A 15524-nucleotide genomic window follows, 5' to 3' on the forward strand; every position below is an offset into this window, starting at 1 on the left:
AACGTTTAAGTATCAACAAAAGTTTCTTCTTCAAAATTGTTGCCTTTAAAAGTAAAAAATAATCCTTTTCCTTAACAGTCAGAATTTCTTCTGCGTTTTTTTAGGTATTATCTATTATCTTATCAGATAAATGGATATGCAAACATTTAATTTCCATATTTTTATTTACATTTCAGTAATATTAAAATAATTTACCACTAATTGCTCAACATACATAAATCCATTCATAAACGGAAGGGAACGATAAAAAAAACGCCTGCCGAAAATGGCAAGCGTTACACATTAGTAACCTTAAAAGATACTTGTTATAGGGGAAATTGATTTTCACTTCAGGCTTACCTCAGCCGGGGCGCGCTACTTAGCCTCTTCTGCGCTTAACAGCCTGCTGGGACTTTAGCTTTCTCGCTATTTCTTTAACATCGTACCATTTCTTTTTTTATTAAAGGCTATGCTTTAGTTGCTTATAAATACTCAATAAACCAGTTATTAATATAATCCAAGCGGGATATGCGCAATGTTGGTTTGCCGCTTCTGGAAAGCTCGTGGTTGGATTCTGGGAAACGGACAAATTCCGTTGTCTTTTTCTGCTTCTTCAATGCTATAAACAGCTGTTCTGCCTGCTCGATTGGGCAGCGGAAATCCTTTTCTCCATGCAATATTAACAATGGTGTTTCAATATTATTCGCATATGCTAGCGGAGAATGCTTCCATAGTGTTTCTATATCATTTAAATCAGCTTTGATTTGCCATTCGGAGAAATAATAGCCTATATCACTTACTCCGTAGAAGCTGATCCAGTTCGAAATAGAACGCTGTGTGACAGCGGCTTTAAAGCGGTTTGTATGGCCGACAATCCAGTTTGTCATGAATCCGCCATAGCTGCCTCCTGTTACACCAAGACGAGTTTCATCAATAAAATCAAAGTTTTCTAAGGCGAAATCAACCGCATCCATAATATCTTCATAATCCTTCCCGCCATAATCACCTCTGACCGCATCAACAAAATGCTGACCATATCCGTGACTACCTCGCGGATTAATGAACAACACAGCATAACCATTTGCTGTAAGTGTCTGGAACTCATGGAAATACGAGTTAGCATACATCGCATGCGGGCCGCCATGGATTTCAAGAACAAGCGGATATTTTTCTCCTGCTTTAAAATCTGCAGGCTTCATAAGCCAGCCATGCAGGTCCCAGCCGTCTCTGGATGTCAGTTCAATTGGCTCTGCCGCAGCAAAGGTATGCGTTTTTGCAAACTCTTTATTAACATCTGTCAGCTTTTCTATCCCGCCTGTTTCCAGATTCAGACTGTAGAGATCACCTGGTTCTGTTGGCGTGCTGATTGCTACGATTGCCTGCTTCAAGCTTCCTCCTGTGGAAAGTCCGTACACATGCTGATTATCAATCAAGCTTGGATAAATCTCGCCATCTTCATTGCCAAAGTAAACGATCGTATTGCCGTGATCTGATGCAAGGAAAACAAAGCTTCTGTTGTCTTCACCCCAGAGGATTCCTGGTGTGACAGTCCCCTGCTGAAAGTCGCCAATGGCAAAATCGCCTACATTTACGTCCCAGCCTTCCGTTAAACAGCGAAGCGCCTCACTTTGCAAATCATAAGTCCATATTTTAAATAATGTGGCATTTTCATATTCACGGCCGCTCCCGATGATTCCAATTTTTTGGCTATCAGGTGACCATGTTACTCTGCCGTACTGGCCATTTCCTGCCGTTATCTTTTTCCATTCTTTTGTTTCTAATGTGTACAGATATACGTCTGCAGAAAAGCTGAAATCTTTGTCCTCACTTTCGTCTGCAGTGATAGCAAGATATTTTCCGTCAGGAGACCAGCTTTGCAAATGGTAATCATTTTCTCCTGAAGTGATTTCCTTAAGCTCTCCTGTTTCTTTATTGATGACAGCAACATGGCTATAGCTTCCATCCCAAAAGCCAGCACTGTCTGACTTATACTTCATTTTATCGAAAGCTAAAGCAACTGGTTTTTTTTCTGTCTTTTCTTTCTCTTCTTTATCTTGCAGGCTTTCGTCTTTTCCAATGCTTGTTTGAAAGGCTAATTCAGTTCCATCGGCTGACCAAACAGGGTTTGATGCACCATTGCGCACAAAAGTAAGCTGTTTTGCTTCCCCCCCATTTTTGTTTAACACAAAAATTTGGTTTTTTCCGCTGCGATTAGATACAAAAGCAATTTCCTCACCATTCGGCGACCATCTTGGTGAAGTATTACGATGCTCTCCAAATGTCCACTGCAGCGTTTGACCGCTTTCCTCTAAGCTTTGATAAAAAATATTGGAATAATAAGCATCCTTTTCTTCTGAAATTCCTGTCTCCACATACAAGAACCCATTTTTATCTGGACTTACTTGTGGATCTACAATTGATTTTAATCTGTATAAGTCCTCTGATGTTATCTTTTCCCATTCTCCCATTTACACTCTTCCTCCCTTTATTAGCTACTTATTATTTCGCCATTAGAAATAAATTCCCTTCAAGACAATATGCATTTAATTTAATTTTTGAAGAAAAATAAGCATAGCCATAAAAATTTTAAACCAGCTTGAAAGGACCTTGCAAATATTGTACTATTTGAGTAGAACGTTTGTTCTTATTATGATTACAAGGAGAAGATTGATTATGACACGCATTCCGGAAAAGGATAGATATATCATGGAGCAAGCCATTTATCTGCCCATGCTGTTAACCGTTCTAAACCGCGATCTCCTTACAATCAAAAAGAGCAATTTCAAGCTAAAGCAGCCTTATATTGATCTAGTGGAGCTAACAATGAAAACAATACATACGGAGCTGCGAAAAACTAAGGAATATATGCAAAAGCATAAGATGAAGGTAGAAGAGATAAAAAGAGATGAAGCCTTTACCATGTATTTATTCTTATATAATGGCTATGAAGAGTATCATAATTATTTCAACCCAAGACTTCGCAATAGGGTACAAGAGCTTTTGGAATACTATTTATATAGACGTCATACCGGCTAAAAAAGCTTGTCCTATTGAGTTTACAGCGGCTTTTCGCTGTCTTCCTGATTATGGCGTATTTTTGTCTGCAGCAAATTTGTTCTTAATATTTGGTTGTTAAAAGTATGAAAGGAAACGTTAATGGATATTTTCCGATTATTTCGGAATATGACAGTCGTTTTTCCCCCTGCCTCTATTATTCTGTCAGAAATATGATGAAGAAAAAACCACATGCAGGCATGGCTTGAAGGTGAGTGGGTGGGAAATGCGTATATGGTGCTCTTGGAATCAATTGAAATTGGCAGCTTATGCTTATAATTCATGAGCACTCTCGTTCCTTTTCGTTTCCCATCATATGTGCACCCGAAATACTCACAGCTTCGCTTAATAATTTTGCTTGGAGATAATTTGCACATATAAACGTTCGCTCCTTCATATATTTTGGAGTAAACTTCACCATTCTTTTGTAACTCAGGCAGGATTGCTAGCGTATGATAATTCACTTCATATAAATCAAGATTGTTCTTTTTTTCAGACATTTTTATAACTCCTTTCTTTAAGTTAGATTGCTAAATGAATAACAGTATTGTCATACATAGCCTGCTGATAAAAATTGCTGTTCTCATAATAGCATGCTGTTTTTCAGATTTGTAAACAGATCGCAAATCGTCTTAAATATTTCAAAATTCCGCTCCGTTTTCTTAATTTTTAAATAATTTTATTGATATTTTCATTTTTCTGCCATATAATATTAAAAAGGCATCAGGGGTGAGTCTAATGAATGAAAAGTCGTACACTGAGTTAACTAAGTTAAGTGCTATGAAGAAACAAAAAGCGCAAGAGACTTATGTGAAAGAACTTTACATTGACATGCTGCTTGTTGAAATTCAATGGAATCTAGAAAAAGCAAGTTTAATGACTCAAATTGATCACGCCATTGACGAAAGAAATGAAGCTGAATTCATTCGGCTGAGCAAACAATATACACAATTATGTAAGCGCTTCGATAATTAATTCTGAAGAAGGCGTCCATGGGAACATCCCATAGACTCCTTTTTTTTGGGAGAAAAGGGCTAAGCTCTAACTTGAGCTTAGCCCTCTTCCGTCTTTTAATTTTGTCCGTTTTTCATTAAAATGCTTTTTTCTTCAAGGTCAGATATTCTTTCGAGCATAGTGGGATGACTATAGCGAAATACTTTCACAAGTAATGGTGGATTTACCTCACTGAGCCCTGTTTTAGCAAGCTTTTGGAAGGTAGTAATCCCTGCTTCTGGATCACTCGTCAATTGGACCGCATAATTATCGGCCCGTTTCTCCTCATACCTCGAAACAATATTAGTTAGCGGATTTACTGCAAACAGCAACATGGAGATTAACAGCAGAATTAATGGAAATGATTGATAATCCTCCACTCTTGAAATTTTAAGAGCATCCCCCCATTTACTGACTACCACATGCATCAGCTTATAGATAAAATACAAACCGAAAAACGACAGCACAAGCGAAAGAGCAATTCCAAAGTAAATATGCTTTTCAACATAATGCGCCATTTCATGAGCCATAACAAATAATATCTCATTATCCTTAAGCTCTTTTGTGGTCGTGTCCCAAAGGACGATTCTTGAATTGGAGCCTATCCCTGTTACATAGGCATTTAAAGCATTTGTCTTATCTGACATATTCACCTCAAACACATGTGCAGCTGGTATGTTTGATTCTTTTGCCAATGCAAGAATTTTCTCCTCTAACTGCTTATCACTTAAGGCAGTAAAGTTGTTATACAGCGGGTCAATGATAACAGGCTGAATAAATGTCAAAAACAAAGTGAACGGAACAGAAAGCAGCCAAGCGTAAAGCCACCAGCGCTTTTTACTCTTGTTCATCAGCCAATACAAAACGATAAAAATCACAAACATCATTACATAGTTCACCCAGAAATCGATCAATTCATCCTTCATCCAGGAAGGAAAGCTCTGTGTAGAAATATGATAATCCGTTGATACCTTGTGACCGATATAGCTTAAGGGAAAAGTTGCTATATATGCTATAATGTTTAGCCAAAAAAGATAAATCGCCTTTTGGATGGCTTTATATTTACCTGTTTCCTCCCCCCATTTTCGAAATGCTTTTGATAAACCGAACAGCAGGATAAACAAATAGATTAACCATTCCAAAGGGGTCGATATAAAAAACATAAAGTTTTTTAGTTTAGAATATTCATCACTTAAAGCAAGCTCTCTGCTGTTCAAAAAAGTAGCTGGATCTGCACTTGATCCTTGAAATTCAAAGGGGAGCTTCGAGTCCGCAAAATAAAACAAGTACCAATAAAAAAATAAGCCGTACACGATGAATAATAATACTGAGTAAAAACCTAATTTCCTTGCCATTATGCCCCTCCTTGCCTTGTACAACCTTATACTATTAATAAGACTAAGTAGCGACATTTAGAACAAGAAGTTTTTGCAGCATCATTAAAAAAAAGTACCGGGAAGTGCCCCCAGTACTTTCTTTGCCATTTAATATATTAAGTGGATAAAATCTTCCTTGGTGATATTACCAAAATAATGCTTAATTGCTGTTTCCTCAAGCGCTTTTTCAAGTTCATTTCTGTCATATCGCAAGCCAGTCAATTTATTCTCGATGTCGGATACATCACCAACCCCAAAGAAGTCACCGTATATTTTACAATTTTTGATAATACCTTTTACCACATCAAAACGAACGTCAATTTGTCCAACAGGGAAACGATGGGAATGCTGAAGATTAAATTTTGGTGATTTACCATAGTTCCAATCCCAGTTTTGATATCGTTCTTTAGAAATGGCATGGATGTTTTCCCAATCCTGCTCTGTCAAAACATACTCTTGAATGTTTTCTTCTCCCTCAAACAAGTAGTTCAAAATTAGACTCTTGAATTCTTCGATACTAATTTGTCCCTTTAAGAATTCAGAAATATTGGCAACCCTGCTTCTAACAGACTTGATTCCTTTAGATTCAATTTTATCTTTTCTAACCTTTAACGCAGACACAATATGGTCCATTTCAGAATCAAACAAAAGGGTGCCATGGCTGAACATTCTTCCTTTTGTGGAGAATTGAGCATTACCCGAAATCTTTTTGCCTTCTGCTAATAAGTCGTTACGGCCGCTCAATTCTGCATTCACACCCATGCTCTGCAATGCCTTCACAACAGGCTCTGTAAATTTACGGAAGTTATGAAAACTGTCACCGTCATCCTTTGTTATGAAGCTGAAGTTCAAATTGCCTTTATCATGATAAACTGCACCGCCGCCAGAAAGCCTTCTAACTACATGTATCCCGTTTGATTCGACATAATCTGTGTTAATTTCCTCGATTGTGTTCTGGTTTTTACCGATGATGATAGATGGTTCATTTATATAAAACAATAGGTATGTCTCATTGATATCAAGATTTTTAAGCGCATATTCTTCAATAGCCAAGTTGATGCGCGGATCTGTGATGCCTTTATTATCAATAAAAAGCATATGTACACCCCTCTTTTCATTCTTCTGATTAAATATATCATAACTTCTAATAAAAGAATATTTAGTCCTTATATACTATAACTAAAATTCGTCGAATTAGCACTTTTTTTGTCCCTTTTTTTGTTATTAAAATCAGTAAATTTGTAGATTTAAGTATATTTAAAAGAAAAAGGTCGGGCTTTTCACCCGACCATATCCTTTATTCTGCTGCCGCTTCTGTAAACTGACGTCTATAAGCAAATGTGAAATAGATAATTGTTCCTGAAATAAAGAAGAGTGGATACAATGCTAGAATCCCGGCATTATGCCACATAAACGTAAAGTCTCCCGTTGAAATGACAGATCTCAATCCTGCAACAGAATATGACATTGGCAGGAGCGCATGAACATGCTGCATGAAATCAGGAATTAACTCCAATGGGAATGTTCCGCCACTTGTTGTCAGCTGGAATATCAACAGAATAACAACGATAAAACGGCCTGGATTTCCTAAAATTGTAACAAAGAACTGAATGATCGAAAAGAATACGAGACTCGCAATGATTGTAAATAGAATAAATAACGGAATGCTTTGCACTTCCATTCCCAACACTACAATCAATACAAATGATGCTACTAATGCCTGTAGAATTCCGACACCTGCGAGAATAACTGATTTACTCACAAACCAGCGCAGACCGTTTTTAGGCACTCCTTCTGGTTCATTGAAAGAGAATACAATAGAGAGCATTAATGCACCGACAAACAGTCCTAAAGAGATGAAATAAGGTGCTAAGCCAGTTCCATAGTTCGGCACTTCTGATACTTTCTCATCTGAAACAGTAATTGGTGCTGCCATCATATCATACGTTTTGTCGTCAGAATGGATTGAGCTGGCATCATTTGCACCATCTGCAAGCTTTTCTGACAGTTCTTTGCTGCCATCAGATAATGTTGATGTTCCATCAGCAAGATCCTTCGATCCAGCTTCCAGCTTAACAGTACCGTCTGATAACGCTGCTGAACCTGTAGACAATTGGTTCATGCCTGATAACAGTGAATTCATTCCTGTTACAAGCTCGTTTGAACCACTTGCAGCTTTAGCAAACTCTGTTTCATATTTACTCATTCCAGCAATAAATTGCTCTTGCCCTGCAACCTGCTGCTTAGAGCCTGCCTCCAGTTTTGCACTGCCATCTGCAAGCTGTTGAGCTCCTGTTTGAAGCTGCTTAGAGCCTGCACTTAAATCTGACAAACCAGCAGATAAACTTTGGCCTCCTTGTGCCAATTGATCTGCCCCTTGTTGCAGTGCTTGTGTGTTTGTCGCAATATTGCCACTGCCATCTACCAGACTTTGAAGTGCTGCCTCTAGTTCCTGCTTCTTATCATCAGGCAGTCCCTCAAGCATTGGGAGGATTGAATTAACTGTTGCTTGAACTTGCTTAGCACCAGCATTCAGCTGTGATGCTCCATCAGCCAACGCTTTTGAATTGCTGCTCCATTCTTGAAGTCCTGCTGTCAGTGTATCGGAACCAGCCTGTAATTTGTCTGTTCCGTTTACCAATGCAGGGATGCCGCCCTCAAGCTTTTCCGCTCCTTCTTTCGCAGAGGTAATGCCAGCTAATATGGATGAATCGCCCTCTTTCAGCTGTGATGCAGCACTTGCAAGATCCTTCTGACCATCTTGAAGCTGTCCTAGTCCGCTTGAAAGACTTTCTGCACCTGTTAATACCTCTTTCGCACCAGAATTAGCAGCATTCACTCCATCTGTAAATTCAACTGATTTCCCAGCAAGTGTTTTCAAGTTTTTGTAAACCTCTTGTGAGCCTTCGTTCACTTTGTCTGTTCCATCGCTAAGATCCTTTGCCCCAGTACTTGCATCTTCCAGTCCTGATGCCATTTCACTTATATTTTCAAACACAGACTTCGCATATGTTTCTGTTACTTCCTTACCAACACCCTCTTTAATTTTTTCAACGGCAGAATTGCCAATTTGAGAAGAAATAAAGTTAAACCCAGGATTAGATACATATTTTAAATCCAATTTTTTCGGATTATCATCAAGTAGGGTTGTCGCGTTTTCAGAAAAATCCTTTGGAATCTCAATCAACATATAATACTTTTGATTTTCTAAATCCCTATAGCCTGCTTCCTTATCAACAAATTGGAAGTCAAAATCCTTGCTCTCTTTCAAATTTTCGACTAAGTCTTTGCCGACCTCCAGCTTGTCACCATTCATTTCTGCACCACTGTCCTCATTCACGACAGCAACAGGCAGCTTTTCCAAATGTCCATAGGGATCCCAAAACGCCCAAAGGTAAATTCCTGCATATAATATCGGAATAAATATAATTGCCAGGATGGAAATGAGCTTCATCCTATTTTTAAATATGGACGCAAGCTCTGCTTTCAATAAATTTTGTTTCATAATATCCACTCCGTTTTACTGACCAATTTATTCATTTGGTCATTTTTATTCCTAAAAAAGAGGACTATCTTATAGACAATCCCTCTAATAAGGATCTTTCAACCGTTAAGGCTATTTCCTCTGCCTGAAGAGGAGGATGATTTTTCTCCCAATCAAAAATCAATGAAATATACAGCTTAAAGATAATAAATGAAGTCAATTCAGGATCACATTGCTTTATTTCACCTTTATTAATTGCTTCCTGCACATGCCCCTTCATATAGTTAAGTATCGCATTCTCAAGTCGATTTATAACTTCCTTCACTTCCAATGTTCCCATTTCCTTCTGCTCTTCAAACAACTTTATTGTGAGCTGATGCTCTTTTCTGTATTCAAGCATCCTCATAATGGTGCGGTGCACATTGTCCATAAAGGTTGAATTAGGATCAAAGGAGGCATCTGCCTCTATCTTCATTTCCATAATAAGCCCTGTTATAATCTCATCAAAAAGCTGCTCCTTGTTTTTAAAGAACGTATAGATTGTTCCCTTCCCAACATTTGCTATCTTAGCTACCTGATCCATTGTCGTCGCTTTATACCCAAACATGGAAAAGGATTTTGACGCAGCCTCCAAGATAAGCTTCTTACGATCAACAGCCAACACTCTTCACCTCGTATCATAGGCTTTTAAAATAAGCAGATTATTAGTATTTAATCATCCAGCTACTTAAAAATGACCAAATGAGGAATTTGGTCATAAAGTTCAAATATGAATATAACATATGGACAAAACTAGTGCAATAGAAAGCAGCTCACGTTTTTAACAAACGCAGCTGCTCCAAAAACTAACTTATTTAGAGTGAACAGACAAGCCTTCCAATACCACTGTTGCCAGTGCATCAATAAATTCAGGCTGCGCGTTCGGCATTTCTGGTCTGTAGTAAGCAGCACCGACCTCTTTTGTAACAACAAGACATTCATAGTCATTGTCAAAAAGCACTTCTAGATGGTCTGCCACGAAACCAACAGGTGTGTAAACGAATGCTTTATATCCATGCTTTTCATGTAGCTCTCTTGTCAGGTCCTGAACATCTGGTCCAAGCCATGGATCTGGTGTGTTACCAGCACTTTGCCAGCCAATGTAGTAATTAGTCACACCAGCAGCTTTTGCAATCATGTCAGCTGTTTCCTTCAATTGATCCGGATAAGGATCGCCATATTGAAGAATTTTTTCTGGCAAGCTGTGTGCTGAAACGATTAAAGCTGAATTGTTTCTTTCCTCTTCTGGCATATTACGGAAAGTTTCTTGCACCTTTTTAGTCCAATACGCAATGAATTTCGGCTCATTATACCAGCTTTCAATGCTGTGAATGGTTAAACCGCCAAGCTCTTCTGCAGCTTGTTTTGCTCTGCCGTTGTATGATTTAATGCTGAATGTGGAGAAATGCGGTGCCAACACGATGCTGACCGCCTCTGTAATTCCGTCAGCATGCATGCTTTTAACTGCATCCTCAACAAATGGCTCAATATGCTTTAAACCAATATACATTTTAAATTCAATATCCTCTTGGATAGAATTCAAGTGTGCTTCAAGACTTTCTGCTTGCTGTTGCGTAATTTTGGCAAGAGGAGAAATCCCTCCGATAGCTTCATAACGGCTTCGCAAGTCCTCAAGCATTTCATCTGTTGGTCTTCTTCCATGTCTAATATGTGTGTAATATCTTTCAATATCCTCTTCTTTATATGGAGTTCCGTAGGCCATAACCAATAGCCCCATCTTTTTTCTAGTCATTCCTCTTCACTCTTTTCTGTATAGTATTATCGTCTATTTATTGCTTCAGCAGAGTATTCATGGATAAAGCTTGTTAATCTTTTCAGAACAGCAGGATCTACCTCTGGAAATACGCCATGGCCAAGATTGAAAATAAATCCGTCTTGTTTGATGCCTTGGTCCAGTATTTCCTTCACTCTTGCCTCAATTACATTCCATGGTGCCAAAAGTATCGCAGGATCAAGATTGCCTTGTATTGCTTTCGTAATCCCTTTTTCTCTTGCTTCGTTAATGGATAGTCTCCAATCAAGACCAACTACATCCAACGGCAGGTCATTCCACTCAAGAGCAAGGTGGCTTGCTCCGACCCCATGCATAATAAGCGGCGTGTTTTCTTTATTCAATTCTGTAAAAATTTTGTTCATAACAGGCTTAATGAAATGACGGTAATCGTCCACATTCAATGCACCGACCCATGAATCAAAAATCTGAATGGCACTTGCACCTGCATTTATCTGAGATTTCGCATATGTAATAACCATGCTTCCCAGCTTTTCCATCAATAAAGACCAAGCCTCAGGCTGTGAGTACATAAATGCTTTTGTTTTATGATAGTTTTTTGAAGGGCCTCCTTCAATCATATAGCTGGCAAGCGTAAATGGTGCTCCTGAAAATCCAATCAACGGCACATCCAGCTGCTCTTCCGTTAATAATTTAATCGTATCAAGTACATAGGCAATATCTTGTTCAGGATTTAACACACCAAGCTTCGACACATCTTCCAATGTTTTAATTGGATTATCAATAACAGGACCAATGCCTGACTTAATTTCAACATCAACCCCAATTGCAGGAAGTGGTGTCATAATATCCTTGTACAGTACTGCTGCGTCAACATTATATTGATCTACAGGCAGCTTTGTCACATATGCACATAGCTCTGGTTGATGGGTAATTTCAAAAAGAGAGTACTTTTCTTTTATCGCTCTGTATTCTGGTTGAGAACGTCCAGCTTGACGCATATACCAGACAGGAACAAAATCAGTTTGTTCTCCTTTTGCCGCCTTAATAAATGTATCTTTCATATCCTTACTCATTCTTAATATGTCCACCTTTCTATTGCTTATGTTTCCATTGTAATATATAAATCATAAATTCGAAAACAAATTAACTATAATCATTATTAAATTATAATATTTATAAATAAAAATGCAATAAAAAAGAATGCCCTTTTAACAGACACTCGTATTTCCTTTTTAAATAACAAATCTTTGGGTGTATAAATTAAATATATAACTTTTTCACTATCGTTGTATACAAAACCTACTGATTTGTCACAAAATAGACTAATTTACCTCTTATTTTTTATTCCCATTTTCTAACTATAACAAACAAGCAAATTCGCTGCGTATATAAAGTAAGCTTTATCTATAATTTAAAAGGGGCTGCTTTTTATTTCCTTATACATCGTATCTATAGTATTCTTAAAATATGAAAGCGCATAAATACCGGACGTTTTTTAGGAGGTTGCTATGAATATCTATTTAGCAAGCGGAACTTATGATTTTTTAGTTAAGAGATATGCTCAACAAATTGATCAGCAATCCATGATTGCCATGCAAGTTTACGGAGATGAAAACGCCGTATTGTTACATGAAACATCAGGTCCTTCCATTTTTGCTGCTCCCAGAAAATATGAAACGGTTTTTGAAAAAGGTGATTTTATCGACAAAAAATATGCCGTTATGAATCATATTCCCGTCACAGATGAACATAAGTCTTTGTTTGAGCAAAATATAAAGCGTTCTTTAGAGCAAATAGACTCACAAATAAGCACATATCGATTTATCCGTCCTCTAAAAGGAGATACTTATATTATCCTGTCAGTATGGGCTGAAAGAAAAGACTTTATTATTTGGAAACAAAAAAACAGTACACCAGATTCTCCTATAACAGGAGATCCAACTAATGGTGGAATATTTCAGCATGCTATGTTTAATGGTAAGGCATATTTGCTTGAGCTAACTATTTCTTAAAAAGGAGCAGCTTGCTCCTTTTTTTTATTCTGTCAATCTGTATGCCCTGCAATCACTGCGCAAAAGACAATCGCAGAAATGGGGATAAACCGACAAAAAGCTGTTTTATTTCCAAGGAAATGACACCGAAATTAACAAGAATCCGGAAAATGTTGACAAGGAGTACAAGAATACCACTTAAAATTCCCCAAATGACCTTATATTTCATATTCCATCCAGAAGACTACTCTAATGAAACTTTCCCATTTAACATACTTTATCTCCAAATATAGCTTGTTTTCATTTTCGACTAATACCATTTCCTTCCTATAAAAAAAGATTATGTCATACTTATCACCCAATCCTATCCTTCTTCATAATCTGTAATAAATCCGGTCTTAGACATTTGCCTAAGCTTTATGTCGGATTAGAAGGGAGTCTTCCGCAATGGGTATAGAGCTAACAGCACTTCATTGGATATATGTTTTGTTCATCCTCTTTATTATAGGCTTCATGATTATGAGAAGAGACACTACCATCGTATGTATTGTCGGGATTTTTTTGTTGGCACTAACAGCCACAGGATCATTGAGCAGTTCTATCAGCACCATATTCAATAGTTTTATCTACGCAATAACAGAATTGCTGCCAACAATTGTAGTCATCTCTATCATTGTCGCTATGAGTAGAATTCTCACAAAAACTGGTATTAATGATGTCATGATATCCCCTTTTGCAAAATGGATTAGGTCTCCAAGCTTAGCATATTGGGTCATTGGTTTATTAATGATGATTATTTCCTTTTTCTTCTGGCCATCTCCAGCAGTTGCCTTGATTGGCGCGGTCCTGTTGCCAGTGGCAGTTAGGGTAGGCCTTCCTGCTATTGCAGTGGCAATAGCCTACAAAGGAATCCCTATGCAATTTGTTGCAATCAAAAAAAAGCCTTTCTAAATTAGAAAGCCTTGTACTTAAACAATAAATTTACTTTTCGACTATTTTTTTTAATGAAAACCCTATATTTTTTAAAGCTCGCTCGAGATTTGCTTCAATAGCAATATTTTGAAAATCAATGTTTGATTTCATGGCCTTTAATGCAATTTCAGGGCTCATTCCAGTTAAAATTGGCTTTACACCAATTAACCCAAGCAGATCGACTATCTTTAATAAATAGCTGCTTACTAGATTATTAATCTGACTTATTCCTGATAAATCAATAATTAAATATTCCAATGAAAGCTGCTGACTTTTCGATAGTGCTAGTAAAATAATGTTTTCTGCTGTTTCTTCCCTGATTAATCCAATAATAGGAAGAATGGCAACACCTTTTGTCAGAGGCACAAATGGTGCAGATAATTGTTGAATTTGCTTGTTAGCATTATCTAAATCAAGCACATACGATAGCAAAGACGCCATCGTCTCAAATAAATCAATATGGCTGTGACTAAACTGAATATTTTTTGTATCTAATCCACAAAGTGTTCCGTAATTTTCACCATCACCAGAATAAATAGGAATACCAATGAAACAACCGCTTCCCAAATTTTTTGTTACATCTAATGAACTTGTTAAATCACTTTGCGTTATATCTGAAATGACGAGTGTTTTTTTCCCTTTATCAACACTTAACTTGCAAAAGGTGTCATTAAATGGTGTCGTTTCCCCTTCCTCCAACAATACATTCTCTTTATTTAATACTTTCACAATTTCATTTGTATTTTTATCATTTTTAGCAATAAAAAGTGTATTAACATCTATAAATTTAGCCATTATCCTTAGGATATTAGAAGCTGCTTCATCAAAGTTTTTATAAACTTTCAAATTACTATTAAATTCAAAGTTTTCCATTTACTACTCCCCATAAATTAATATATATTATATTTTAGCTACTTAAACTATTAAATACCACAAGTTTATTAATCATAATCCTTTATTTTTTTTTAAAGCTCCACACCATAAAAAGCACCCTTTTTATGGATGCTTTTCTTGTACTCTTATGTATTGGTAATATTCTCTTTCCTTTAAAAACTCATCTTCTTCCAATTAGGGTTAATTTCTTTGTACATTTTCCAAAGCTTGTTCTGAATAGCCCTAAATTCTCTTAATTCTTGTTTTAACTCAGCTAATGATTCCTTTAATAGAAGGTCATTCGGGCTATTTTCGAGCTGTATATGAATAGATAAAAACGCCTTCCTTTTTGTCTCCATTATCTTATTCACTCTCTCCATTTCAATTAAAACTACCTGTTTCAAAGTTGCCTACCTCCATACATGCAGCAGTGACAATATTCACAGTATTTATTGTTGTCGCTTTAATTAAAGGAATGGTTATTTCTCCACACTGTCATCTGACTTACTACTATTTAATTTGTTCAATAGGTCTGTATATTCTAATTCACACTCAATGCTGCAAAAATACCCGTAATGATCGGGTTTATTCGTACACGCTTTGTTTAAGCATAATTTTTCGTCACGCATAAATGGCCTCCGCTTACGTACTTTTTCGGCCATCATCCTTCTTCTTTGCTTGTTCTTTTGAAAGACTTCGAATGACGCCTGGTAACAGATGTTTAGTAACTGCTGCTGCTAATTTGTCTGCAGGAATTTTTATCATAAGATCGCCTCCTCAAACATTTTATGAGCTACAGTCTGTCTGTTATGTTTGGAAGTAATCTTAATAAATAAGTTCATTACTTTTTGGAAAAAGTAATAGAAGCTGTTATACATTCATTCTATTTCTCGTTTCGCGAACTCTAAATAAAAAAAACAAATTATGTACACCAATAAAAAGGAATGGAAATCTAAAATTGTTTTTTCCGGCTGCCATTGCCCTATTAATAAATTTATTAATTGTTT

General features: G+C 37.0%; 15 protein-coding genes and 1 pseudogene. 4 read left to right on the forward strand and 12 right to left on the reverse strand.

Features of this window, described 5'->3' with window-relative positions; genetic code table 11:
• Nucleotides 1-461: 461 nt before the first annotated feature.
• Nucleotides 462-2447, reverse strand: a complete 1986-nt coding sequence (locus tag CEQ21_RS09390) for a S9 family peptidase (RefSeq protein WP_185764393.1) — start codon at nucleotides 2445-2447, stop codon at nucleotides 462-464.
• A gap of 205 nt (nucleotides 2448-2652) precedes the next feature.
• Here CEQ21_RS09390 and CEQ21_RS09395 point away from each other — a divergent pair, with 205 nt between their 5' ends.
• Entirely contained in the window at nucleotides 2653-3015 is a 363-nt protein-coding gene (locus CEQ21_RS09395; RefSeq protein ID WP_185764394.1) for a YhjD family protein, read from the forward strand.
• Between the two features lie 20 nt (nucleotides 3016-3035).
• Here CEQ21_RS09395 and CEQ21_RS09400 read toward each other — a convergent pair whose 3' ends face one another.
• Entirely contained in the window at nucleotides 3036-3533 is a 498-nt protein-coding gene (locus tag CEQ21_RS09400) for a competence protein ComK (protein WP_185764395.1), read from the reverse strand.
• A gap of 238 nt (nucleotides 3534-3771) precedes the next feature.
• Here CEQ21_RS09400 and CEQ21_RS09405 point away from each other — a divergent pair, with 238 nt between their 5' ends.
• The gene (locus tag CEQ21_RS09405) at nucleotides 3772-4008 is read left to right on the forward strand and encodes an IDEAL domain-containing protein (RefSeq protein WP_185764396.1); all 237 of its coding nucleotides are present in this window, start codon (nucleotides 3772-3774) and stop codon (nucleotides 4006-4008) included.
• A gap of 95 nt (nucleotides 4009-4103) precedes the next feature.
• Here the strand turns inward: CEQ21_RS09405 and CEQ21_RS09410 are convergent, their stop codons facing one another.
• From CEQ21_RS09410 to hemE, 6 genes are all read right to left on the reverse strand, one after another.
• Nucleotides 4104-5381, reverse strand: coding sequence for a M48 family metallopeptidase (locus CEQ21_RS09410; protein WP_185764397.1), 1278 nt, complete (start codon nucleotides 5379-5381; stop codon nucleotides 4104-4106).
• 129 nt (nucleotides 5382-5510) lie between these two features.
• Nucleotides 5511-6500: a lipoate--protein ligase gene (locus CEQ21_RS09415; protein WP_185764398.1), complete on the reverse strand. Its 990-nt coding sequence runs from the start codon at nucleotides 6498-6500 to the stop codon at nucleotides 5511-5513.
• 199 nt (nucleotides 6501-6699) lie between these two features.
• Complete coding sequence (locus CEQ21_RS09420) at nucleotides 6700-8907, reverse strand: YhgE/Pip family protein (RefSeq protein ID WP_185764399.1); 2208 nt, start codon at nucleotides 8905-8907, stop codon at nucleotides 6700-6702.
• Nucleotides 8908-8971: 64 nt separating this feature from the next.
• Nucleotides 8972-9547: a TetR/AcrR family transcriptional regulator gene (locus tag CEQ21_RS09425; RefSeq protein ID WP_185764400.1), complete on the reverse strand. Its 576-nt coding sequence runs from the start codon at nucleotides 9545-9547 to the stop codon at nucleotides 8972-8974.
• 189 nt (nucleotides 9548-9736) lie between these two features.
• Entirely contained in the window at nucleotides 9737-10678 is a 942-nt protein-coding gene (hemH, locus tag CEQ21_RS09430) for a ferrochelatase (RefSeq protein WP_185764401.1), read from the reverse strand.
• Between the two features lie 26 nt (nucleotides 10679-10704).
• Nucleotides 10705-11754, reverse strand: coding sequence for a uroporphyrinogen decarboxylase (hemE, locus tag CEQ21_RS09435; protein ID WP_185764402.1), 1050 nt, complete (start codon nucleotides 11752-11754; stop codon nucleotides 10705-10707).
• 435 nt (nucleotides 11755-12189) lie between these two features.
• Between hemE and CEQ21_RS09440 the strand changes: the two genes are divergently transcribed.
• Together CEQ21_RS09440 and CEQ21_RS09445 are read left to right on the forward strand one after the other, a co-directional pair.
• Nucleotides 12190-12693, forward strand: coding sequence for an antibiotic biosynthesis monooxygenase family protein (locus tag CEQ21_RS09440; RefSeq protein ID WP_185764403.1), 504 nt, complete (start codon nucleotides 12190-12192; stop codon nucleotides 12691-12693).
• 426 nt (nucleotides 12694-13119) lie between these two features.
• Nucleotides 13120-13572, forward strand: a pseudogene (locus CEQ21_RS09445) (hypothetical protein); the annotation flags it as partial.
• An 81-nt stretch (nucleotides 13573-13653) separates the two neighbouring features.
• On the opposite strand, the gene CEQ21_RS09450 reads toward CEQ21_RS09445, so the two are convergent.
• The 4 genes from CEQ21_RS09450 to CEQ21_RS27260 form a co-directional block, all read right to left on the reverse strand.
• Nucleotides 13654-14517: a GAF domain-containing protein gene (locus CEQ21_RS09450; RefSeq protein ID WP_185764404.1), complete on the reverse strand. Its 864-nt coding sequence runs from the start codon at nucleotides 14515-14517 to the stop codon at nucleotides 13654-13656.
• A gap of 173 nt (nucleotides 14518-14690) precedes the next feature.
• A complete protein-coding gene (locus CEQ21_RS09455; RefSeq protein ID WP_185764405.1) occupies nucleotides 14691-14921 on the reverse strand; it encodes a hypothetical protein in 231 nt (76 codons plus the stop codon).
• A 75-nt stretch (nucleotides 14922-14996) separates the two neighbouring features.
• Nucleotides 14997-15146, reverse strand: coding sequence for a hypothetical protein (locus CEQ21_RS09460; protein ID WP_185764406.1), 150 nt, complete (start codon nucleotides 15144-15146; stop codon nucleotides 14997-14999).
• A 13-nt stretch (nucleotides 15147-15159) separates the two neighbouring features.
• Complete coding sequence (locus CEQ21_RS27260; RefSeq protein WP_268878986.1) at nucleotides 15160-15282, reverse strand: hypothetical protein; 123 nt, start codon at nucleotides 15280-15282, stop codon at nucleotides 15160-15162.
• Nucleotides 15283-15524: the final 242 nt, after the last annotated feature.

This window comes from Niallia circulans, from assembly GCF_007273535.1.
GTDB lineage: Bacteria > Bacillota > Bacilli > Bacillales > Cytobacillaceae > Niallia > Niallia circulans_B.